At 52.3% G+C, this 23,393-nt stretch carries 18 protein-coding genes and 1 pseudogene; 4 read left to right on the forward strand and 15 right to left on the reverse strand.

Features of this window, described 5'->3' with window-relative positions:
• Window positions 1–131: 131 nt before the first annotated feature.
• Window positions 132–566, reverse strand: coding sequence for a MarR family winged helix-turn-helix transcriptional regulator (locus H6B15_RS00005; RefSeq protein ID WP_204644779.1), 435 nt, complete (start codon window positions 564–566; stop codon window positions 132–134).
• Between the two features lie 141 nt (window positions 567–707).
• On the opposite strand from H6B15_RS00005, the gene H6B15_RS00010 reads away from it, so the two are divergent.
• Window positions 708–1,886, forward strand: coding sequence for an MFS transporter (locus tag H6B15_RS00010; RefSeq protein WP_204644781.1), 1,179 nt, complete (start codon window positions 708–710; stop codon window positions 1,884–1,886).
• A 154-nt stretch (window positions 1,887–2,040) separates the two neighbouring features.
• On the opposite strand, the gene H6B15_RS00015 is transcribed toward H6B15_RS00010, so the two are convergent.
• The 4 genes from H6B15_RS00015 to H6B15_RS00030 all read right to left on the reverse strand — a co-directional run bounded on the left by H6B15_RS00015 (window position 2,041) and on the right by H6B15_RS00030 (window position 4,921).
• Window positions 2,041–2,718, reverse strand: a complete 678-nt coding sequence (locus H6B15_RS00015; protein ID WP_204644783.1) for a hypothetical protein — start codon at window positions 2,716–2,718, stop codon at window positions 2,041–2,043.
• The gene (locus tag H6B15_RS00020) at window positions 2,703–3,554 is read right to left on the reverse strand and encodes a sensor histidine kinase (RefSeq protein WP_204644785.1); all 852 of its coding nucleotides are present in this window, start codon (window positions 3,552–3,554) and stop codon (window positions 2,703–2,705) included. Before H6B15_RS00020 ends, H6B15_RS00015 begins: the two co-directional genes overlap by 16 nt.
• Window positions 3,554–4,234 carry a response regulator transcription factor gene (locus tag H6B15_RS00025; RefSeq protein WP_204644787.1) on the reverse strand — a complete coding sequence of 227 codons (681 nt, stop codon included), beginning with the start codon at window positions 4,232–4,234 and terminating at the stop codon, window positions 3,554–3,556. Before H6B15_RS00025 ends, H6B15_RS00020 begins: the two co-directional genes overlap by 1 nt.
• Before the next feature lie 249 nt (window positions 4,235–4,483).
• A complete protein-coding gene (locus H6B15_RS00030) occupies window positions 4,484–4,921 on the reverse strand; it encodes a hypothetical protein (protein ID WP_204644789.1) in 438 nt (145 codons plus the stop codon).
• Between the two features lie 238 nt (window positions 4,922–5,159).
• On the opposite strand from H6B15_RS00030, the gene H6B15_RS00035 reads away from it, so the two are divergent.
• Complete coding sequence (locus tag H6B15_RS00035) at window positions 5,160–6,017, forward strand: AraC family transcriptional regulator (protein WP_204644791.1); 858 nt, start codon at window positions 5,160–5,162, stop codon at window positions 6,015–6,017.
• Between the two features lie 217 nt (window positions 6,018–6,234).
• Window positions 6,235–8,583: a glycosyl hydrolase family 95 catalytic domain-containing protein gene (locus H6B15_RS00040; protein ID WP_204644793.1), complete on the forward strand. Its 2,349-nt coding sequence runs from the start codon at window positions 6,235–6,237 to the stop codon at window positions 8,581–8,583.
• Between the two features lie 75 nt (window positions 8,584–8,658).
• On the opposite strand, the gene rhaM is transcribed toward H6B15_RS00040, so the two are convergent.
• The 3 genes and pseudogenes from rhaM to H6B15_RS00055 form a co-directional block, all read right to left on the reverse strand.
• Complete coding sequence (gene rhaM, locus H6B15_RS00045; protein ID WP_204644796.1) at window positions 8,659–8,973, reverse strand: L-rhamnose mutarotase; 315 nt, start codon at window positions 8,971–8,973, stop codon at window positions 8,659–8,661.
• 42 nt (window positions 8,974–9,015) lie between these two features.
• A complete protein-coding gene (locus H6B15_RS00050; RefSeq protein ID WP_204644798.1) occupies window positions 9,016–9,840 on the reverse strand; it encodes a sugar phosphate isomerase/epimerase family protein in 825 nt (274 codons plus the stop codon).
• Between the two features lie 88 nt (window positions 9,841–9,928).
• A pseudogene (locus H6B15_RS00055) lies at window positions 9,929–10,418 on the reverse strand (SDR family oxidoreductase); the annotation flags it as partial.
• A 247-nt stretch (window positions 10,419–10,665) separates the two neighbouring features.
• On the opposite strand from H6B15_RS00055, the gene H6B15_RS00060 reads away from it, so the two are divergent.
• Window positions 10,666–11,154: a helix-turn-helix domain-containing protein gene (locus H6B15_RS00060; protein ID WP_204644800.1), complete on the forward strand. Its 489-nt coding sequence runs from the start codon at window positions 10,666–10,668 to the stop codon at window positions 11,152–11,154.
• Window positions 11,155–11,350: 196 nt separating this feature from the next.
• On the opposite strand, the gene guaA is transcribed toward H6B15_RS00060, so the two are convergent.
• From guaA to rpoC, 7 genes are all read right to left on the reverse strand, one after another.
• Window positions 11,351–12,895 carry a glutamine-hydrolyzing GMP synthase gene (guaA, locus tag H6B15_RS00065; RefSeq protein ID WP_204644803.1) on the reverse strand — a complete coding sequence of 515 codons (1,545 nt, stop codon included), beginning with the start codon at window positions 12,893–12,895 and terminating at the stop codon, window positions 11,351–11,353.
• A gap of 281 nt (window positions 12,896–13,176) precedes the next feature.
• On the reverse strand, window positions 13,177–14,382 hold the full coding sequence (gene tuf, locus H6B15_RS00070; RefSeq protein WP_204644805.1) for an elongation factor Tu: 1,206 nt from the start codon (window positions 14,380–14,382) through the stop codon (window positions 13,177–13,179).
• A gap of 115 nt (window positions 14,383–14,497) precedes the next feature.
• Window positions 14,498–16,624 (reverse strand): elongation factor G, encoded by a 2,127-nt coding sequence (gene fusA, locus H6B15_RS00075; RefSeq protein WP_204644807.1) that lies wholly within the window; start codon window positions 16,622–16,624, stop codon window positions 14,498–14,500.
• Window positions 16,625–16,655: 31 nt separating this feature from the next.
• Window positions 16,656–17,126, reverse strand: a complete 471-nt coding sequence (gene rpsG, locus H6B15_RS00080; RefSeq protein ID WP_204644814.1) for a 30S ribosomal protein S7 — start codon at window positions 17,124–17,126, stop codon at window positions 16,656–16,658.
• Window positions 17,127–17,235: 109 nt separating this feature from the next.
• The gene (gene rpsL / locus H6B15_RS00085) at window positions 17,236–17,661 is read right to left on the reverse strand and encodes a 30S ribosomal protein S12 (protein WP_204644816.1); all 426 of its coding nucleotides are present in this window, start codon (window positions 17,659–17,661) and stop codon (window positions 17,236–17,238) included.
• Window positions 17,662–17,815: 154 nt separating this feature from the next.
• A complete protein-coding gene (gene pepF / locus H6B15_RS00090; protein ID WP_204644819.1) occupies window positions 17,816–19,621 on the reverse strand; it encodes an oligoendopeptidase F in 1,806 nt (601 codons plus the stop codon).
• 180 nt (window positions 19,622–19,801) lie between these two features.
• Window positions 19,802–23,374 carry a DNA-directed RNA polymerase subunit beta' gene (gene rpoC / locus H6B15_RS00095; RefSeq protein WP_204644821.1) on the reverse strand — a complete coding sequence of 1,191 codons (3,573 nt, stop codon included), beginning with the start codon at window positions 23,372–23,374 and terminating at the stop codon, window positions 19,802–19,804.
• Window positions 23,375–23,393 lie beyond the last annotated feature (19 nt).

Genomic DNA, 23,393 nt, shown 5'->3' on the forward strand with positions numbered 1-23,393 from the left:
GCACAGGAGGTTCTTTCTCTTCACTAAAGTATTTTTTATCCACCCCCAGTTGAACTGGGGGATTTTATCATGCCTATTCGGCGCCATCAAAAAGCCGTGGATACCATTCGGTATCCACGGCTTTTTACCTTCTATTCTTCCTGTTTCAATGCTGACTGTGCAGCCCTGGACAACAGACGCCGGAATATCTCCCGTTCTTCATCCGACATTCCTTGGGTCATCCTTCGGAAACAGCCTTCCACCTGTTCTTTGATAATCGGATAAACAGCCCATGCCTTGGGTGTCGGGCAGATATCATAGGTTCGCTTGTCCTTGGCGTTCGTGCTCCGCTTCAGGAATCCCAATTCTTCCAATTTCGTGACCGTCTTTGCGATTACGCTCTTATCCAAAGAAAGTCTCTTGGTGATTTCATCCTGTGTCAGCATTTTGAAATCACATACAATCAGAATCACCACCGCTTGCGCCGCGGTAAGATCCTGTGCCGCACATCCGTTGTTCAGCCAGATGTGTGCCTTTCGGTACAGGATGGAAATGTCTTTGAACGGGCTGTCTGTGCTGTAGCTCATCTGAATGCCTCCCCTTTCTCTTCTTTCTTAATTATAGCTTATTTAGTGGCAATTGCAACCGGATATTGACGACGCAAGAGGGACGTGTTACACCAATATGGTGGCAATTGCCACCATATTTTTTTGTAAAGGAGTTTTTGCATGGAAAAAAGTGAAAAAATCTGGAATCGTAAATTCATTTTGCTTTTCATCACCAATTTGCTTGTGCTGGCCGCCTTTTATGCTTCTATTCCCATCATTCCCATCTATTGTCAGGAAATTGGGATTACCGGTTCCAAAATTGGCATCGTACTGACTGCCATGTCGGTGGCCACCATTCTTTTTCGTCCCGTGGCCGGGTATCTGCTGGATAACTTCAACCGATATCATGTGTACCTGTTGTTCCTTGCCCTGTTTTGCCTTTCCTTCCCTGCGTTCATTCTGTTTCCGGTGTTCGGCATCCTGATTGTCATCCGACTGTATATGGGGGCCGTATACTCGGTCTGCGGTTCTGCCACCATGACGCTGGCCGGGGATGTGTTGCCCGTTGCCAAGATCACCGAGGGAATCAATCGCTTCGCCTTTACCGTCTCCATCGGCATGGCCGTGGGTCCTTATGTGGGGTTACAGGTTCAGAGCCATATGAACAGCCAGGCTTCCTTTATGACCATCTTTGGGATCACGGTGGCGGCGCTGATCTGCGTTTCCTGCTGCCGCATCCGCTACCCCAAAACCACCCGGAAAAAGTTTTCGCTGCGCGATACCATTCACGGACCGGCACTTCCTTTTATGTTCAACATGATGTTTCTTATGATTCCATATGGCGCCGTGATTGCCTACTCCTCCATCTTCGCCCAGGAAAAAGGATTGAGCGCATTTCTGCCGTACTTTTACATTTTCCTGGTCGCCGGAATGCTGGTTTCCAAGTTGTCCACCCAAAAGATGATTGACGCCGGTCGCCACCGCATCCTGGTGTATATCAGTCTTATTCTTCTGATCGTGACCATGGTCAGTTATCTGTTTATGGACTCCGGCGTACACCTGCTTGCGGCCGGATTTTTCTTCGGCCTCGGGTACGGAATTTTGCAGCCCCTGTTCCAATCCTTTGTAACCGGGTCCACTCCTGCGCCCAAGAGGGGTGTGGCCAATGCCACCTATATGCTCTCCTACGATGTGGGCATCGGCATCGGCTCTCTGCTGATGGGATTTCTGCAGGAAACCACCGGTCTGCCCTTCGGCTTTGCAATTACCGCCATCGCTTATGTCATCGGCGGCATTGTGTACATCTCCTATGTGGACGGATATTATCAGCGGCTGAAGGCATCTGCCGAACACAATTGATACAGCAACATCGCAATAAAGAGCCAGCCGGCATTGTTTTTCCGGCTGGCTTTTTTGATAGACATTGAAACGGCTTCACAAAACCCTGGCAGAGCTCTTCGCCGCTTATTGGGAGCTATCCCTATCCCCTGCCACCAATCTCGGATGTGCTTTGTCAAATTCCAAGACTGCGGCATACACTCTTTCTGGTAAAGCGGTACACGCCGTAGAGCATCAACGACAGTACCGCAACCACGGCAGCACAGGCCCCCATGCCCGCCAACTCACCAGGAGTAAAACGATTGTCATTAAAATACATGATCATGGTATAGAAGGCTGCAATAATCAGAGTACCAACAATAGCAGGCACCAGGAACACCTTGGAAACCTGTCCTTTAACGGAGCGGAAAAGGTAAGACTTCGGGGCTCCGAGATGCCGAAGATCGTCGTACACATGCACATTGGTAAGCGCAATCGTCATACAGCGGGTGAAGGCAATTACAATGACTGCCGCAAAGCAAATCAGAGCGATAAAGATGAAAAGCATAAGAAATACAGCCATCGTGGTAACAAAATCGTTTTGATCCAATACCCGGAACTGGGGCATATAGAGCCAGTAGTTGCGGAACTCTGTGCTGTCCCGGTCCTCCCGGTCCATCACCGGAAAATCATAGGCTGCCACATTCTCCCGGTCAAACTCATAGGGCTTACCAGCCTCTTCTGCCAGCAGCTCGGACACCAGTTCATAGACATCCAGCTGCATCACTTCATCGCCGGAGCGGTCCACAATCTCATTATAAAGAGCCTTTGCAAATGGATAACTGGCATCTACATCCGCTACATCAAAAAACACCCATGTCTCTCGCCAAAGAGCAGATAGCCCCGCCGAAATGGCTTCGTACCCACCCCCTCCGTCTGGTAGTTCCCGGAGCCACGGTAAAAGCGTCCGAAAATCTTCGCCTGGTCTGTTTCTGAAATGCCGGGGCCTGTATCGGTAACCCGGATGGCCGAGAACAGTTCATACTGCTTCACATCCACCGTAATCTTCCCGCCTGAAGGGGTGTATTTCACAGCGTTGTCCAGCAAGTTGCAAAGAGCTTCTTCCGTCCACTTGGGGTCCAATACAGCGGTTTCCTCTGGCGGTTCTGCCGTCAAGGAGATTCCCTTTTGGGATGCCTTCGGTACATACTGTGCAACCGCCTGTTCTACCACGGGCGCAATTTCGAAGGCTTCAGGGTGCAATTCTAAAATTCCGTTTTCCAGACGGGAAGTCTTCACCAGAGCTTCCATCAGAGCCTGGAGCTTGTTCGCCTGTGCCGAAATCGCTTGGACGCACTCGGTCCCTTGCGGTGTCAGCGGTTGCTCAGCCAGCAACTGGGTATAAAGCTGCAGATTGGCCACCGGCGTCTTGGTCTGGTGGGAGATATCGGAAATCAGAGAACTGATCTGATTCTTCTGCTCTTTCACCTTTCGTGCGGAAAGTGAGCTGGCTCTCAGGTAACGGGCCAGCCGGCTTTCCAGGGCCGAAAGCCGGCTTTCATCGAAAGTTTCTTCCGCAAAGTTGCCGTCTATAGCGGTTTCCAGCATCTTGTCCAGCTGCTTTATAGTGTTAATAGTTTGCCAACGCTCCAATAACAACACAGCCACTGCCGCTACCACTACCAATCCGATAAAAATATAAATGTCCATCACTTCACCGCCCAGGTGTACCCTATACCGTATACAGTTTTCAGATATTCTGGCTTCGCAGGGTCCTTTTCCAGCTTGCCGCGCAACCGTTTTACAGTGACCGAGAGAGCGTTCTCCTCTACAAATTCAGCACCGTCCGTCCATACCCGGTCCACCAGTGTGGATCTGGACACCACATGGCCCCGATTCTCCACCAATACCCGCAACAATTTCTGTTCCGTTTTGGAAAGATCGATTTCAAGATCATCCCTGCGATACAGCATTTTGTCAAAATCAAAGACAAAAGGTCCGACTTCCAGTTTGGCAGAGGCGGGACGGCTGCCGCGGCGAAGCTGTGCATGGACTCTTGCCCGCAGCACCGCCAGTGAAAATGGTTTGGTAATATAGTCATCCGCTCCCGCTTCCAGCCCGGTTACCTCGTCCAGTTCCAGATCGTTGGCAGTCAGAAGAATCGTGGGCGTTTCGTTTCCTTGGTCGCGCAGCTTGCGCAGCAAATCAAGGCCACTGCCATCCGGGAGATTGATGTCAAGAATCAGAAGATCATAAGAGGGACCTGCCAGTTTTTCCTGAGCCTGGGTAAGACAATCTGCCAGGATAACCGCGCATTCTGGTCCACTTAGCGCCATACTGATGCCACGGCTCAACGTAGCGTCATCCTCCAAAAGAAAGATTTTTTCCATCTAGTGATACCCCTTGGGATCAGAAAGTACAATGGCCGTGCGCTTTTCCCCTTCAAAGCATGAAAACCATTTCTTAGATTATAGCAGCATGAGCATTTTTTGAAAACACATTCCGGGAAACGTCATGTAGCAAGCAATGCTTGTTGAGGGCAGTGCCTCCAATCCCCTCTTGAACACAGAATTTCACTCTGTGGCTGCGCGTTCTTCGAACGCTTCGAGAGGGTACGCCAAAACGCCGTCCCCCTTTGGTCAAGGCTGGAACAATTCGTTGCTTCCCTTATTATAGTAATTAACCGCCTGCGGCATGTCATAGCTCATGATTATATCAGGCGCTGTCTGCGCTGCGATCATTTGCATATAATCCTGCACTTCCGTCGTACGTCCGATTGCCACATACTCTACATTTATGTTGTATTTATCACCAAATTCTGTCTGCACCCAATTTGTATAATAATTATCCGTAGGATCCCAACCTTCATATGCCCTGTCATATACCGGAATCTGAATCGTAACTTCTTCTGGGAACCCTTCCGAATAGTCTTTAAAACCGGTTCCATCTTCTGTACGGTTAGATGTTGCTTCACTCCCCTGATCTTTGGCTCCGCATCCGGCCAATGTACCAACCACCATTGCCGCTGCCAGAACAACCGCCGCACTCCTCGCTGCTTTTTTTCTCATCTCAGCCATCCTTTCTTACCTTTCATCTCTCCATTTTGTGCATCAAACAATCAATAAGCGCTTGTTTTTTGTTTATTTTGTATAATCAGTATATATTCATCCGCCTTTCTCATGTAAGATAATAATGCGACATTTCGGGGAGTAATCTGTCATATTTTATCTATAATTTTACGACATGATAGTTATTGACCATGGACATCTTTTTTATTAAACTCAGAATAAAATAACAGAAGATTGGAGAAATGACATGGGCGTAGAAACTTTTTCTATTGAGGTAACTTTTCGCTTTAATCACGCACTGTTTCGGGTTGAAAGCATCAGTCGCGGAATTTTAGAAGAAAGCATGCCGGAGCACAGCCACGGACATGGGAATTATGAAATTCATTATATTTTTTCCGGCAAAGGGAGCGCCGTTATTGACAATTCGTTTTATTCCGTTTTGCCTAATACTCTCTATGTCACCGGCCCACATGTCATACATTCACAGACCCCTGACAAAGAGGATCCCCTGACCGAATATTGTATATACTTGTCTCTAGATACGAAAAATATACCGGATTCTAAAAAGAGTCCTCTGGCACATTTCTTTCTGAATCAGGTTTTCTGGTACGGACAGGATAATCAAAACGTACTGCCTGTACTCAATCAAATTTTCCATGAATTAACAGCTCAAGAATTGGGATACCTCGATCAAATCAGAGCTTTATTATGCCAGTTTATTATCGCTCTTCTGCGCAATTACAAACAAACCGTCAATTTTCCCACTCTATCCGCGCAAACCACTCTGTCGGAAAGACGTTCTCTTCTTATAGAACAATACTTTATTTACGAATATGCCACACTTTCGCTTGAAAGCCTTGCCAACCGCATCGGTCTTTCTCCACGTCAAACCCAACGTTTTCTAAGGGAACATTACGGGAAAACTTTCAGCCAGAAAAAACGTGAAAGTAAAATGGCAGCTGCACTCCAGCTTCTTTCCTCATCACAGGAAAGCATCACTTCCATTTCAGAAAAGCTCGGATTTTCATCTGTAGAATATTTTTCATCCTCCTTTCGGAAATATTATAAACTGTCCCCGCAGGAGTATCGCAGACGCCAGACATAACTATTAGAGAGCATTCTGTCCCTTTCCTGTAAAAAAGCGACATGTTTTTATATAGTTTGTCATGATTTTCTCTGAAAAATCCGACATAGTATATTTATACTGTAGATAATATGATTCTTGTGTAAACCGGAATATTGCTCCCGGTTATCCATCACACACAAGAGCAGAGGAGGAAAAAATGTGGAAACCAATTATACTCACACGTGACAGTATCTATATGCAGTATCCGTCTTCATGGTGGAGAGAAACATGGAGAGAAGCTTTAGTCAGTGGGAACGGGCATACCGGAGCCAGTTTTTACGGCGGGACAAAAGAACAGACACTCATGGTCACAGATGGCGGTCTATGGTATGGCGGAGAAGCGAACAGGCTTCCGGATGTTCACCATGCGCTCGAACGGATGCGCAGCAAAATGGATCAGGGAATGTTTAAAGAAGCCAGCTGGGAGCTTGTTAATGAATTAAAACGACAAGGTTATAATTCAAAACTGGAATCTCCTCTTCCTGTCGGCGATCTGAAAATACAAATTATTCCTCATGGGACATTTCACGATTATCTGAGGGTACTCCAGATGGATACCGGTGAAGCATCCTGCCAGTGGCAGGATCAGGACGTCCGTTATCGGTGCGATGGTTTTGTCTCCAGAGCTGATGATATGATCCTATATCGGATCCAGGCCTCCAGCCCTGTAATCTGCGCAAATTTCATGGCAGATATCCATACAGTTCCCGGGCTTGAAATTCCGGAAAGTTATCAGAAAATCGCGGTCCAAAAACATATCGAGGTAACGGATGACTGGATCTTATATGAATCTTCCAATCTTGATGACCGCTATTTTGGAATGGCAATACATATCATCTCCAACGGGACTCAAAAAGCTCAGTTTGGACGGATTTTTGTAGAAAGCGCTGATGAAATTACTGTTATGATACGTCCGTTTATTAAAGAAACCTCTAAAAGAGGTTTGCCAAAAGCGAAAGATTGGATTTTGTCACACAGCAAAAGCTATGACGACATGCTTGCATCGCATATTCCGTTACATGCAAAACTATACCACAGTGCCGAACTGGAACTGGACGGATATAATGAAAAAAGCAATGAATCTTTGCTCCATCAGGCGTTTACTTCCGAGCAGTCACCCGAACTAATGGAAAAGATGTGGAAATTCGGCAGGTATCTTTTCATCAGCGGTACATCGGAAAATGATGCTCCATTTGCACTCTACGGAATCTGGAACGGAAATTACCAGCCTATCTGGGCGCACAATATGGCAAATGAAAATACTCAGATGATCTACTGGCACAGTTTCGTCGGGAATCTTGCAGATTTCCACCGCTCATTATTCCGGTACTATAATTCCAAAATGGAAACATTCCGTGAAAACGCACAGAAACTGTTTGGCTGTCGCGGAATCTATATGACCGCCGGAACAACGCCGGGAGTATCCGAACCCACTCAGGTTGTTCCTGTTATTATCAATTGGGTCGGAGCCGCCGGATGGATAGCGCAGCATTACAGCACTTATGTATGTTACCGCCCGGAAGACGAAGATTATATAAAAACCGAGATATTACCATATCTTGAAGAAGTGGCTGCTTTTTACGAAGATTTTATTCAATACAAACAGGATGGCAGCATTAAAGTCTATCCCAGTGTTTCCCCGGAAAATACACCGCAGAACTTTATGCCGCCCCTTTCGGAAATGATCGCACACCCAATGCCGACGACAATCAATTCCACAATTGACCTTGCGATCATAAAAGAATTTTTCACGAATCTGATCCATATCAGCGAAAAATACAACTGTTTCCATGAACGCAGGGCAGGATGGGAAAAAATTCTCCGGTCAATCCCGCCTTACAAAACCAATGAACTCGGGGCTATCAGAGAATGGCAGGATGAACAGTTTGAAGACCGTTATGACCATCGTCATCTGTCACATATTTATCCGGTGTTTCCGGGCAACGAGGTCAACACTGTTGATCAGCCTCAGGAAATTAAAAAATACAAAAAAGCTGTCGCGCTTCGAAAAATAGATGCCCAGACCGGATGGTCCATGGCTCATATGGCTATAATATATGCTCGTTTTGACGAGGGGGAAACTGCAGCGCAGTGTCTGGATAACATGGCAAAATCATGCCTGCTCCCCAACTTTTTTACGCTTCACAATGACTGGAGAGGCATGAGTATCACACTCGACATCGACTCTGCCCCGGTTCAATTGGATGCCGCGCTCGGATACGTAGACGCGATACAGGAAATGATACTCTATGCTTCCAAGGATTTGCTGAAAATCCTCCCGGCACTTCCCAAAAGAATGAACGCCGGTAAAGTTCAGCATTTCTGTTATCCCGACGGGGAAATATCCATTAATTGGAACCGGTCAGAATACAGACTTGACATCGAAATGCAGGCTGCCCGTGCCCATACGATCCGTATTGTTCTTCCGGCATATGCAGATTCCTTTATCTGGGGAAACAGTAACGTCCGGAAAATTACTACCGGTATCTATGAAATTTCATTCAGGCAAAAAGGCGATATCATGAAAGGTCAAAATCAAAAATAAACTGTTTTTTCAAGGTGCTGACGGCATCAATGGCGACAGCACCTTTATTCTGATTTTAAAACTGCTGCCCGCTGCTTAATCCAGATGAAATACTTCCTTAAGATCCACAGACACCGGGCTGTTATCCGGATTTGTCTCCATGATATCCGCCATGAAATCCCACCATTTACGGTTAATCGCCGTATCTGCGCTCTCATCCCATTTTCCGGCGTCTTCAATCTCGATATATCCGTAAAGGACCAGCGTCTCCCTGTCAAGGAAGATCGTATAGTTTCTTCCGCCGTACTCGTGGATCATGTCCTGCATCTCCGGCCACAGTTCATTATGGCGTTTTTCATATTCTGCTTCCATTCCCGGATACAGTTTCATTTTAAATCCTTTTCTGATCATAATGGTTTTCTCTCCTATCTCTGATATTCATTAAAGCAGGTTTTATATCACTGTGTTTTCCCACAATTCTCTCATATATTTCAGATCCTGCTGCGCTGTCTCCATCTGCAGTTCCTCTCTCACGATCACGATATCCGGCTTATTCGTCTTCAGCCATCTGATGATCCTGTCATAGCGGATCACGCCCTCGCCCAGACATACCGGGATATATTCCCCGTTTTCGCCGAGGACGAAATCTTTCATATGGACCGCTTCTATCTTATCTCCAAGCTCAGACAGCCATTCATCCCAGTATGCGTCCTGGTCGATCTCCGGATGTTCCAGCACATTGGCCGGATCAAATATCATCCTGAGACGGGAACTGTTCATCTTATCGAAGACCATCGCCGTCGTCTCCAGGTCTTTGAGCGGGTGCCAGTACACCGGTTCAACGGCCATGTCGACTCCCAGGCGCTCTGCCTCTTCCACCAGACGCGCGATGCTGTCCATCATATACGGATGCCAGATCTTCTTTTCCTCATCTGTCAGATGCGGATATGCGGTCTCGGATCCGACGATGGACGCGCCGAGCATTTTATTGAACGCAAGGCATTTCTTAAATGTGTCTACAGCGTTTTTTCTCACATCGTCATCCGGATTTCCCAGATCCATATAACAGCCGAGAATGTGGATCTTTATCCCTTCTCTTTCAAAATCAGACCGGATCCTTTCTATGATCTCAGGCGTTACATCATCATAGGAACTGATCTCCGTAAATCCTTTCGGCAGCACCAGCTGCGCGGCGTCGATCCCCTCCCCTTTTAAATGTCCCGCCAGACGGTCTATCGGTTGTTTCCCATAATCATGGGTTCTTGCTGCGATCAGCATATTGTTCCTCCTACTGCACAGGGGCGTGCAGTAAATGCGCGCCCCTGATGTGAAACTATGTATTTAGATCCTGTTGTCCCCGGACATATTACGGCTGTTTGCCGATGTAGGCAAGGATGCCGCCGTCTACATCCGTTCACGAAGTCAGAAGCGTCGGAAGCAAGGAATACTGCCGGTCCCTGAAGGTCTTCCGGGTTGCCCCATCTTGCAGCCGGTGTCTTGGACACGATGAACTGGTCGAACGGATGTCTGCTTCCGTCAGCCTGACGCTCACGCAGCGGAGCTGTCTGCGGTGTAGCGATGTATCCGGGTCCGATGCCGTTGCACTGGATGTTGTACTCGCCGTACTCGGAGCAGATGTTTCTTGTAAGCATCTTCAGTCCGCCCTTGGCAGCCGCGTATGCGGATACAGTCTCGCGTCCGAGCTCGCTCATCATGGAGCAGATGTTGATGATCTTTCCGTGACCTTTCTCAATCATTCCCGGGATAACCGCCTTGGAAACGATGAACGGTGCGTTCAGGTCTACATCGATGACTTTGCGGAATTCATTTGCCTCCATCTCAAGCATCGGTTTTCTCAAATGCCTCCTCACTTTCGTCCGCCACTTTTTTCCCGGATGTATAACCAGGGCTTGCGGCAGTTCTTTTTTATTCATTGAGTCTAAGCTATTATGCTTAGTTCATTGTCGTTATACTAAGCAAAATAGCTTGTGTCAATCGGAGCAGGCAAAACAAATTAAATAAAATTGTTTAGGATTCTCTTGGCTTTACTAAGCATTTCTGCTACGCTTTTCCTAAAGACAACCAACGATTGGAGTGGACGATATGGCGATTGGCGAACGGATTCACTTTTTCCGTCTCCTGCGGGGGATGACTCAGAAATATCTCGGCATGGCGCTGGGTTTCCCGGAGAAGTCTGCCGATGTGCGCCTTGCTCAGTATGAAACAGGATCAAGAACCCCTAAGGCGGACCTTACCGCTGCCCTAGCACAGGTACTGGATGTCTCACCCCATGCCCTCTCTGTCCCGGACATAGACTCCTATGTGGGGCTCATGCACACCCTGTTTACCCTGGAGGACAACTACGGGCTTAAGATCAGCGAGACGGATGGAGAAGTCTGCTTGAAGGTCGATGTGCGGAAGAATAAGGACCCCGCCCGACTGCATGAAATGCTCTGCTCCTGGCAGCAGACTGCTGCCATGTTGGAGGCTGGCGAGATCTCCAAAGAGGATTACGACAAGTGGCGCTACCGCTACCCGGAGTTTGACAAAGCCCAGAGCTATGTGAAAGTGCCGCCCCAGGACCTCTTTTGACCCCTCACTTGTAGGCCACGGGAAAGGCCGTTTGTTGCATAAAATAATAATAAAAAGAAAAAGAGAGCTAACTGACTAATCAAAATCAGTTAGCTCTCTTTTTATGAATAATGAAAAAGTGTTGCCAAATCGTTGCCATGAGCCTTTTCAAAAGCCAAGGAATCGCTTAACTATGCGGTTTTTCAAGGCTTTGAAATTATTCGAACTCGATAGTGGCCGGCGGCTTGGTGGTGTAGTCAAACATAACACGGTTGACATGTTTGACCTCGTTGACAATACGGTTGGCCGCGGTGGTCAGGGTTTCGGTAGGCAGCAGGGTAACCTCTGCCGTCATGAAGTCGGTGGTGGTAACGGCACGCAAAGCAATGGCATAATCATAGGTACGCTCATCACCCATAACACCCACACTCTGCATATTGGTCAGCGCCGCAAAATACTGGCTGGGCCGCTGTTCCATAGGCAGCTTGTCCACTTCCTCGCGCCAGATGGCGTCGGCGTCCTGCACAATGGCAATCTTCTCGGGGGTAACCTCACCAATAATACGGATGGCAAGGCCCGGCCCCGGGAAAGGCTGACGGGAAACCAGATATTCGGGCAGTCCCAGTTCTCGCCCGGCCTGACGGACTTCATCCTTGAACAGGTTGCGCAGCGGCTCCACCAATTCCTTAAAATCCACGGTATCAGGCAAGCCGCCTACATTGTGATGGCTCTTGATCACGGCAGATTCGCCGCCCAGGCCGCTTTCCACAACGTCGGGATAGATGGTGCCCTGTGCCAGGAAATCGACCGCACCGATCTTTTTGGCCTCATCCTCAAACACACGGATGAATTCCTCGCCAATGATCTTGCGCTTGGCTTCGGGTTCTGTCTTGCCTGCCAGCTTGTCATAAAACCGCTTGCGGGCATCCACACAGATGAAGTTGATATCAAAGGCGCCGCCTTCGCCAAAAACCTGGCAGACCTCTTCCCGCTCATTCTTGCGCAGCAGACCATGGTCTACAAACACACAAGTAAGCTGCTTGCCAACCGCCTTGGCCAGCATGGCCGCGCAAACGCTGGAGTCCACACCGCCGGACAAAGCACACAGTACCTTGCCGTTGCCGATTTCAGCGCGGAGTTCCTGCACGGCATGCTCCACAAAGGAGTCCATCTTCCAGGTTCCGGCGCAACCGCAAACCTTGTACACAAAGTTGTGCAGAATCTGGGTACCGTTTTCGGTATGCAGTACCTCCGGATGGAACTGGACACAATACAGGCCACGGCTGGTATCCTGTGCGGCCGCCACAGGGCAATTGGGGGTGTGCGCCACAATGGAGAAGCCGGGAGCCGCTTCTTTGATATAGTCGTTATGGCTCATCCAGCAGACATTCTGGTCCGGCAAACCAGCAAACAAGGGGCTGGTGGTATCCAGGTCCACCACAGTCTTACCGTATTCCCGCTCCGGCGCCTTGCAGACGACACCACCCAAGCTGTGCATCATCAACTGGCTGCCATAGCAGATACCAAGAATCGGCACGCCCCAGCTATAGATTTCCGGGTCGATGGTCGGCGAATCCGGAAGATAAGCGCTGTTGGGACCACCGGTAAAAATAATTCCCTTGGGATTCTTGGCCTTGATGGTGGCGAGATCGGTACGGTAGGAATAAATTTCGCAATAAACATTACATTCGCGAACGCGGCGGGCAATCAACTGGTTATACTGACCGCCAAAGTCCAGGACAATGACTGTTTCCTGCTGCATATACTGCTCCTTTCCCCTTTCACTTCTAAATCCTATTCTGTGATTATACCATACTGCATGTACTTTCACAAGGTTTCCTTGCTTCTTTCCCACAGTAGACGCAAACATCCGGAATACAATTGAACAAATTTGTCTTCAATGATCAGAAAACCAATTTGAAAATTGGCGTCTGCCTTGTTCACAAACAAAAACAGAGGCAGACTTTGACATCTGCCTCTGTTTATAAGCGAATCATACTGTGCCGGATCGGCAACAGTGAACCCGTTCACAGGAAAGAGAAATTACTTCTCGATCTTGGAAACAACGCCGGAACCAACGGTGTGGCCGCCTTCACGGATAGCGAAGCGCATGCCTTCTTCCATGGCTACGGGGGTGATCAGCTCAACATGCATATCGACGTTGTCGCCGGGCATGCACATCTCGGTGCCTTCGGGCAGAGTGATGATGCCGGTAACGTCGGTGGTGCGGAAGTAGAACTGAGGACGATAGTTGTTGAAGAACGGGGTGTGACGGCCGCCTTCTTCCTTCTTCAGGATGTAGACGTGGCCATCGAACACGGTGTGGGGATGAACAGAACCGGGAACAGCCAGAACCTGGCCACGCTCGATCTGATCGCGGTCAATACCACGCAGCAGAGCGCCGATGTTGTCGCCGGCCTGAGCATACTCCAGGCTCTTGCGGAACATTTCCAGACCAGTGATGGTGGTGGTGAGCTTCTCTTCCTTCAGGCCGACGATTTCCATCTGGTCGCCGACATGAGCGGTACCACGCTCAACACGACCGGTGGCAACGGTGCCACGGCCGGAAATGGTCATAACGTCCTCAACGGGCATCAGGAAGGGCTTGTCAGCAGCACGGTCCGGAGTGGGGATGTAGCTGTCGACAGCGTCCATCAGTTCCCAAATGCACTTGTACTCGGGAGCGTTGGGATCGGTGGAGGTGCTCTCCAGAGCCTTCAGAGCGGAGCCACGGATGATCGGGGCGTTGTCGCCGTCGAAGTCCTGGCTGCTCAGCAGCTCACGGATTTCCATCTCGACCAGGTCGAGCAGCTCTTCGTCGTCGACCATGTCGCACTTGTTCATGAACACAACGATCTTGGGCACGCCAACCTGACGAGCCAGCAGGATGTGCTCACGGGTCTGGGGCATCGGGCCGTCGGTAGCAGCGACAACCAGGATAGCGCCATCCATCTGAGCAGCACCGGTGATCATGTTCTTGATATAGTCGGCGTGGCCCGGGCAGTCAACGTGAGCGTAGTGACGCTTCTCGGTGTGATACTCAACGTGAGCAGTGTTGATCGTGATACCACGAGCCTTCTCTTCGGGAGCCTTGTCGATGCTGGAGTAATCCATGAAGTCCGCATCGCCCTTCAGAGCCAGAACCTTGGTGATGGCAGCGGTCAGAGTGGTCTTGCCGTGGTCGACGTGACCGATGGTGCCAATGTTGACGTGCTCCAAAGAGCGGTCAAATTTTTCCTTTTCAGCCATTGGAAGTATCCTCCTTTGTTTAAGACAAATAGATGCCTGTTATAAGGCTATCATACTAAATTGTTTGAGAAAAATCAAGCAATTTTGCATGAATTTTTCCGGTTTACACGCAGAATCAGTTGTTCTTCGCACGTTCGGTCATGATCTTGTCCGCAATATTCTTCGGGACCTGCTGATAATCGGCAGGCTCCATGGAATACTGGCCACGGCCCTGGGTTTTGGAACGCAGGTCGGTGGCGTAGCCGAACATCTCGGACAAAGGAACCATCGCGTTGATACGCTGGGTGCCAGCCATAGCTTCCATGCCCTGAATCTGGCCACGACGGGAGTTCAGGTCGCCAATAACATCGCCCATGTATTCATCAGGCACGATAACCGCAACCTTCATAATGGGTTCCATGATGACCGGATCGCACTTCTTCATGGCTTCCTTGAAAGCCATGGAGCCGGCGATGGAGAAGGCCATTTCGGAGGAGTCGACTTCATGGTAGGAGCCGTCCCACAGAGTGACCTTGCAGTCGACAACCGGGTAACCGGCCAGAACGCCAGCTTTCATAGCGCCCTGGATACCGCTGTCAACAGCGGGAATAAATTCTTTGGGAATCGCGCCGCCAACAATGCCATTGACGAACTCGTAACCCTTGCCGGGGTTGGGCTCCAGCTTGATCTTGACGTGACCGTACTGGCCCTTACCGCCGGACTGACGAGCGTACTTGGTTTCCTGGTTGGCGGACTTGCGAATGGTTTCGCGGTACGCAACCTGAGGAGCACCAACGTTGGCTTCGACCTTGAATTCACGCAGCAGACGGTCGACGATGATCTCCAGATGGAGTTCGCCCATGCCGGCGATGATGGTCTGACCGGTCTCTTCGTCGGTCCAGGTACGGAAAGTGGGGTCTTCCTCAGCCAGCTTGGACAGAGCAATACCCATCTTCTCGGAACCGGCCTTGGTCTTGGGCTCGATGGCCACGCGGATAACCGGTTCGGGGAAGTTCATGCTTTCCAGAATGATCGGGTGCTTTTCGTCGCACAGAGTATCACCGGTGGTGGTGTTCTTCAGGCCAACGGCAGCAGCGATATCACCGGCGTAGCAGATGTCAATATCCTTACGGTTATTGGCGTGCATCTGCAGGATACGGCCGATACGCTCATCCTGATCCTTGACCGAGTTGTACACGGTGGTGCCGGCTTCGACGGTGCCGGAGTAGACACGGAAGAAGCACAGCTTGCCGACGTACGGGTCGGTCATGATCTTGAACGCCAGAGCAGCGAACGGAGCGTCATCGCTGGATTCGCGATGCTCCTCTTCGCCGGTCTCGGGATTGGTGCCCTTGATGTTCTCAACGTCGGTAGGAGCCGGCATATAGTCGACGATGGCGTCGAGCAGCTTCTGGACACCCTTGTTACGGTAAGAAGAACCGCAAACGACAGGAACGATCTCGTTGGAGATAGTAGCCTTGCGCAGAGCAGCCTTGATTTCGTCCTTGGTCAGCTCTTCGCCTTCCAGGTACTTCATCATCAGGTCTTCATCGGTCTCGGCAACAGCCTCGATCAGCTTGTCGTGATATTCCTGAGCCTGCTCCTTCATGTCGTCGGGAATCTCTTCTACGCGGACATCGTTGCCCATGTCGTCGTAGTAAACGTCAGCCTTCATATCGATCAGGTCGATGATACCCTTGAAGGTATCTTCCTGGCCGATGGGCAGCTGGATGGGCACACCGTTGGCATGCAGACGGTCATGCAGCATCTGCACGCAGCGGAAGAAATCGGCACCCATGGTATCCATCTTGTTGACGTAGACCATGCGGGGAACCTTGTATTCGTCAGCCTGACGCCAAACGGTCTCAGACTGAGGCTCAACACCGCCCTTCGCAGCCAGAACGGTCACAGAACCGTCCAGGACGCGCAGAGAGCGCTGCACTTCGACGGTGAAGTCGACGTGGCCCGGGGTGTCGATGATGTTGATGCGATGGCGGTTCTTTTTGAAAGCTACGGGATCTTTCTGGGTCTCGGTATGGCTCCAGTAGCAGGTGGTAGCGGCGGAGGTGATGGTGATACCACGCTCCTGCTCCTGCTCCATCCAGTCCATCGTGGCGGCGCCGTCGTGCACCTCACCAATCTTGTGATTGATGCCGGTGTAGTACAGGATACGCTCGGTGGTGGTGGTCTTGCCTGCGTCGATGTGGGCCATGATACCGATATTTCTGGTCATTTGCAGAGAAACGTCTCTCGGCGTTGCCATGGCTTTAACCTCCTAGGTCTTGCAAAAAGAATCAATAACGGTAGTGCGCGAAAGCCTTGTTGGCCTCAGCCATCTTGTGGGTATCTTCGCGCTTCTTGACCGCGCCGCCGACGTTGTTGGTGGCGTCGATGATCTCGGCAGCCAGACGCTGGGACATGGTCTTTTCACCACGGCTGCGGCTGTACAGAGTCAGCCAGCGCAGACCGAGGGTCTCACGACGAGCGGGGCTGACTTCCAGGGGGACCTGGTAGGTGGAGCCGCCGACACGGCGAGCCTTAACTTCGAGGCTGGGCATGATGTTTTCCATAGCCTTCTCGAACATTTCGAGAGGATCATTGCCGGTCTTTTCCTTCACGATGTCGAAAGCATCGTAAACGATCTTCTGAGCAACGCCCTTCTTGCCATCCAGCATGATCGAGTTGACCAGGCGGGTGACGATCTTGGAATTGTAGATAGGATCAGCCAGAACTTCGCGTTTAGCGACATTACCTCTTCTGGGCATCTTTCTTCCCTCCTTCACATAAATGATATCATCGGTACTCGAAAGTATAGAAACTCCCGTCATGCCACAAAAGGGTCAGCTGACCATTTTATGGCGAAAAGATGTTTCCTTACTTCTTGGCACCGGCCTTGGGGCGCTTCGCGCCGTACTTGCTGCGAGCCTGGTTACGGTTCGCAACGCCCTGGGTATCCAGGGTACCACGGATGATGTGGTAACGCACACCGGGCAGGTCCTTAACACGACCGCCGCGGATCAGGACGACGCTATGCTCTTGCAGGTTATGGCCGATACCAGGAATGTAGGAGGTGACCTCGATACCATTCGTGAGGCGGACACGAGCAACTTTACGCAGAGCAGAGTTCGGCTTCTTGGGGGTCATGGTACGCACAGCAGTGCAGACGCCGCGCTTCTGGGGGCTGTTCAGGTTGGTGTACTGCTTCTTCTGGGAGTTGTAGCTCTTCTGAAGGGCAGGCGCGGTGCTCTTCTGAACCAGGACCTCACGACCTTTGCGCACGAGCTGGTTAAAAGTAGGCATTTCTTTTCTCCTTTCTTTCGTTATTCTGCGTGGCTTGTCCCGGATCATCTGCCGCCAAAAGGCCGCACTGACCCCTTTAGGACATCACGCATTTGTTATTTTAAGGCATAAACAACGGGTTGTCAAGAGAATTCTCAAAAAAATCCAAAAGCGGTCATTTTCCCAGCTTGGCGGCGCAGGTTTCGGCATCGTCCAGCAGACGGCCAAATTTTTCCAGAGCCGCGTTCACCGGTGCGGGCGTGGTCAGATCCACTCCGGCGTGACGCAGTTCGTCCAGCGGCCAGGCGCTGCCGCCCATGGAAAGGAATTCCAGATACCGCTTGCGGGCCGGTTCCCCTTCTTTCAGGATGCCTTCGGACAGTGCCACGGCGGTAGAGTAGCCCGTGGCGTACTTATATACATAGAAAGGACGGTAGAAATGCGGAATGCGGGCCCATTCCAGCTGTACTTCCTCATCCATGACCAGTTCGGGGCCAAAATAATCCTTTACCAGGCTGCCATACAGCTTGTTGAGAGCCGCGGGGCTCAGGGCCTCTCCCCTTTCCCGCATGGCGTGGGCTTCCCGCTCGAACTCCGCAAACATGGTCTGGCGGAAAACCGTCCCCTTGAAATTCTCCAGATACTGGTTCAGCAGGAACAACCGCACATCGGGACGCTCTTCGGTCTTCAGCAGCTGCTCAATCATGAGGTTTTCATTGACGGTAGACGCCACCTCAGCCACAAACAGGGTATAGTCGGCATATTGGGCCGGCTGGTGGCGGCGGGACAGCAGGCTGTGCATGCTGTGGCCCATCTCGTGGGCCAGGGTGGAAACGCTGTCCAACGTGCCGGTAAAATTGGTCATGATATAGGGTTCGGAATCGTAGGTGCCGGTGGAGTAGGCACCGCCGCTCTTGCCCTTGTTGGGGTACACATCCACCCAGCGGGCGTCAAAGCCGCGCCGGACTTCGGCACAGTATTCTTCTCCCAAAGGCGCCACGGCGTCCAGCACCATCTGTTTGGCCTGTTCATAGGTGTAACGGGCGTTGGACTCTCCGGTAAGAGGCGCATACACATCATAGTAATGCAGCTCTTTGATGCCCAGCAGCCGTTTGCGCAGGGACACATACCGGTACATCAGCGACAGATGGGCCCGCACGGCAGCCACCAGGTTGTCGTACACCTCAACAGGGATGTTCTCCCCCGCCATGGACATGGCCCGGGAGGATTCATAATGCCGGGCGGCCGCTTCGGCGGTGGCCGCCTTGACCGCCCCCGCATAGGTGGCGGCAAAGGTGTTGATGTGGCCGCGGTAGGTCTTGTAAAAGCTGCGGAAAGAGTTTTCCCGCAGGGTACGGTCAGAGGAGGTCTGCAACAGAATATAGTTGGAGCCGGTAACCTGATGTTCCTCCCCCGCTTCGTCCTTTACGCTGTCAAACGCCAGGTCGGCGTCCTGCAGGCTGTCGGCGATGTCGGCCGGTGCTCCCATCACTTCGCTGAGGGAAGCCAGCAGTTTTTCTTCCGGTGCGGAAAGGGTGTGGGGCTTCTGACGGATCAGATTTTCCAGCACAAAGCGGTATTCTTTCAGACAATCGGCCTTCTGGATTTCCTGCAGGGTTTCCTCCGGCAGGGCCAGAATTTCCGGTTCCGCAAAGGACAGCGCCGCCACCGCCCCAGCATAGGCCGCCGAGATGCGGGCGTACATGCTCTGAGCCGCTTCGGCCCGGGTGTCCTCGCTGCGGCGCATGGAGGCGTAACAGTACAGGTTGGACAGGGTGCGGGACAAGGTGACGGATGCATCCAGATAATCCCGGATGGTTCGGGCATCCTTCAATCTGCCGGCAAAGGCTGCCACAGCCTGTACCTGCTTGTCCAGAACGGCCAGCGTCTGCTCCCAGGCGGCGTCGTCCTTGTACAGGCGGGTCAGGTCCCACTGGTATTGCGGGTCGATCTCGCTGCGTTCTTTCAATGTATCGGGCATGGATTTCCCTCCTTGGTCTTCCTGATAGTGTGGGCGATCACAGCCGCCCGTATTCATCCCCGCGAATTTTTTCCATATAGGCAAGGCGGGGCCTTCTTTATTATACACGCCCAGCTCCCAACATACAAATAACCCCGCCACAAAAACTTGCAGCGGGGTTATTTCAGTTACGATTGGGAATTACTCCACGTCGTCATAGGCGGCGTTCTCGGCATCCCGTTCCGCTTCGGCGCGGACCAGTTCAGCCTCGACCTCCGGCAGACCGGTGCCTGCGGGGATCAGTTTACCGATGATAACGTTCTCCTTCAGACCGGCCAGCGGGTCAACCTTGCCCTTGATGGCGGCTTCGGTCAGAACGCGGGTGGTCTCCTGGAAGGAGGCGGCGGAAAGGAAGCTATCGGTGGCCAAGCTGGACTTGGTGATACCCAGCAGCACCTGGCTGGCCTGAACCAGCTTCAGATCGGTTTCACCGGCATCGATGCGGGCCTGAATGTTCTCGTTTTCGATCATGACATCGCGGCGGTTGACCACGCTGCCCACGATAAAGTCGCTGGAGCCGGCATCCTCGATGCGGACCTTACGCATCATCTGACGGACGATGACTTCGATGTGCTTATCGTTGATTTCCACGCCCTGCAGACGATAGACCTTCTGGACTTCGCTGATCAGGTAGTTCTGGGTGGCGATACGGCCCTTGACCGCCAGGATATCCTGGGGATAGGCATGGCCTTCGGTGAGCAGAGCACCCTTGGCGATGACATCGCCTTCCATCACCTTCAGGCGCTGGCCGAAGGGAATGATGTAGCTCTTGGTGACCGGGGCGCCGTTGTCGTCCTGGCCCAGCACTTCCACGTGGCGGGTCTTCTTGGTATCGTCGATGTGGACGGTGCCGGCGATCTCGGACATGATGGCCATGGCCTTGGGACGGCGGCTTTCGAACAGTTCCTCAACACGAGGAAGACCCTGGGTGATATCTTCGGCCGATGCGATACCGCCGGTATGGAAGGTACGCATGGTCAGCTGGGTGCCGGGTTCGCCGATGGACTGTGCGGCGATGATACCGACGGATTCGCCCACCTTGACGCGCTGGCCGTTGGACATGTTGGAGCCGTAGCAGCGGGCGCACACACCCACATGGGCGCGGCAGGTCATGACGCTGCGGATTTCCAGCTCGGTGATGCCGGCCTTCTCGATCTTCTCCGCGTCGAACATATCCATCATCTTGTCCTTGGACACGATGACCTCGCCAGTCTTGGGATCCAGCACATCATGCAGCGCATAACGGCCGATCAGACGTTCGGCAAAGGATTCGATGGAAGCGTTGCCCTCGCTGATCTCGCTGACCAGGATGCCTTCGGTGGCGTGGCAGTCTTCCTCGCGGATGATGACTTCCTGAGAAACGTCCACCAGACGGCGGGTCAGGTAACCGGAGTCGGCCGTACGCAGAGCGGTATCGGTCAGGCCCTTACGAGCGCCTCGAGAAGAGATGAAGTATTCCAAGATGTTCAGACCTTCACGGTAGTTGGCGCGAATGGGCATTTCCAGGGTCTTACCGGCGGTGTTGGCCAGCAGACCGCGCATGCCAGCCAGCTGCTTGATCTGGTCCATAGAACCACGGGCACCGGAGTCGGACATCATATAGATGGGGTTGCGCTGGTGGTGGGTCTTCAGGTTGGTGGACAGGGCGGTGGAGACTTCCTCCGTGGCCTGCTGCCAGACTTCAACGGTCTTCTTGTAGCGCTCCTCGTCGGAGATAAGACCACGGTTGAAGTTCTTCATGACCTTCTCAATCTTCTTGTCGGCCGCGGCCAGGATGTCCGCCTTCTCATCGGGGATGATGGCGTCGGGCACGGCAACGGTGATGGCCGACAGAGTGGAGTACTTGTAACCCTGGGCCTTGATGGCGTCCAGCATGATGGCGCAGCGCTTGGTGCCATGCTTGGTCAGGCAGCGGCTGATGATGTCGGGCAGTTTCTTCTTGGTGACCTGGAAGTCAACTTCGTAGTCGAACTTGTGTTCCGGATCAGTGCGGTCCACATAGCCCAGGTCCTGCGGAATCGGGGTGTTGAAGATGATCTTGCCTACGGTGGTGGTGACCAGAGCACTCTCTTCCACGCCGTCGAAGGTCATGGTGCGGCGCACCTTGATGGGTGCCTGCAGAGTGACCACATGTTCGGCGTACGCCATGAGAGCTTCGTTCTCATCGCGGAAGACCTTATCATGGCCGGGATCCTCGGGGTTGACCATGGTCAGGTAGTAGGAGCCCAGAATCATATCCTGCGTGGGCACGGTGACGGGTTCGCCGTCGGAGGGCTTCAGCAGGTTGCCGGAAGCCAGCATCAGCATCTTGGCTTCGCGGCGGGCTTCGGTGGACAGAGGCAGGTGCACGGCCATCTGGTCGCCGTCAAAGTCGGCGTTGAAGGGGGTACAGACCAGGGGGTGCAGCTTGATGGCGCGGCCTTCGACCAGGACAGGCTCGAAAGCCTGGATGCCCAGACGGTGCAGGGTCGGGGCGCGGTTCAGCAGAACCGGATGGCCCTTGATAACGGTTTCCAGAGAGTCCCAGACCTCGGGAGAGGAACGCTCCACCTTCTTGCGGGCAGCCTTGATGTTGGAGGCAATGCCCTTTTCCACCAGGTCCTTCATGACGAAGGGCTTGAACAGTTCCAGGGCCATCTCCTTGGGAAGGCCGCACTGATACATCTTCAGTTCGGGGCCGACGACGATAACCGAACGGCCGGAGTAGTCGACACGCTTGCCCAGCAGGTTCTGGCGGAAGCGGCCCTGCTTGCCCTTCAGCATATCAGACAAGCTCTTCAAAGCGCGGTTGTTGGGGCCGGTGACCGGACGGCCGCGACGGCCGTTATCGATCAGGGCATCCACCGCTTCCTGCAGCATGCGCTTTTCGTTGCGCACGATGATGTCGGGAGCCCCCAGCTCCAGCAGGCGCTTCAGACGGTTGTTACGGTTGATGACGCGGCGGTACAGATCGTTCAGGTCGGAGGTGGCGAAACGGCCGCCGTCCAGCTGAACCATGGGGCGGATATCCGGCGGGATAACCGGCACCACGTTGAGGATCATCCATTCCGGACGCTGGCCGGACAGACGGAAGGCATCCACGCACTCCAGACGCTTGAGCAGACGCACACGCTTCTGGCCGTTGGCCTTTTCCAGTTCCTCGTGCAGCTCGTTGGACAGTTTGTCCAGGTCGATCTCAGCCAGCAGCTTCTGGATGGCTTCAGCACCCATGCCGGCCTCGAAGGTATCCTCGTACTTTTCGCGCATTTCCTTGTACTCGCGCTCGGTCAGCAGCTGCTTCTTCTCCAGCGGAGTGAAGCCGGGATCGGTCACGATGTAGTTGGCGAAATACAGCACCTTGTCCAGCTGACGGGGGCCGATGTCCAGCATCAGGCCGATGCGGCTGGGGATGCCCTTGAAGTACCAGATGTGGGAAACGGGCGCGGCCAGCTCAATGTGGCCCATACGCTCGCGGCGGACCTTGGCGCGGGTCACTTCGACGCCGCACTTGTCGCAGATCTTGCCCTTATAGCGGATGCGCTTGTACTTGCCGCAGTGGCATTCCCAGTCCTTGGTGGGTCCAAAAATGCGCTCGCAGAACAAGCCGTCGCGCTCCGGCTTCAGGGTGCGGTAGTTGATGGTTTCAGGCTTCTTGACCTCGCCGTAGCTCCAGGCACGGATCTGATCCGGAGACGCAAGGCCGATCTTAATAGAATCGAACTCTTTATTTTCCATTCAGCGAACCCTCTCATTC

It is taken from the genome of Gemmiger formicilis, assembly GCF_016900095.1.
Lineage (GTDB): Bacteria > Bacillota > Clostridia > Oscillospirales > Ruminococcaceae > Gemmiger > Gemmiger formicilis_A.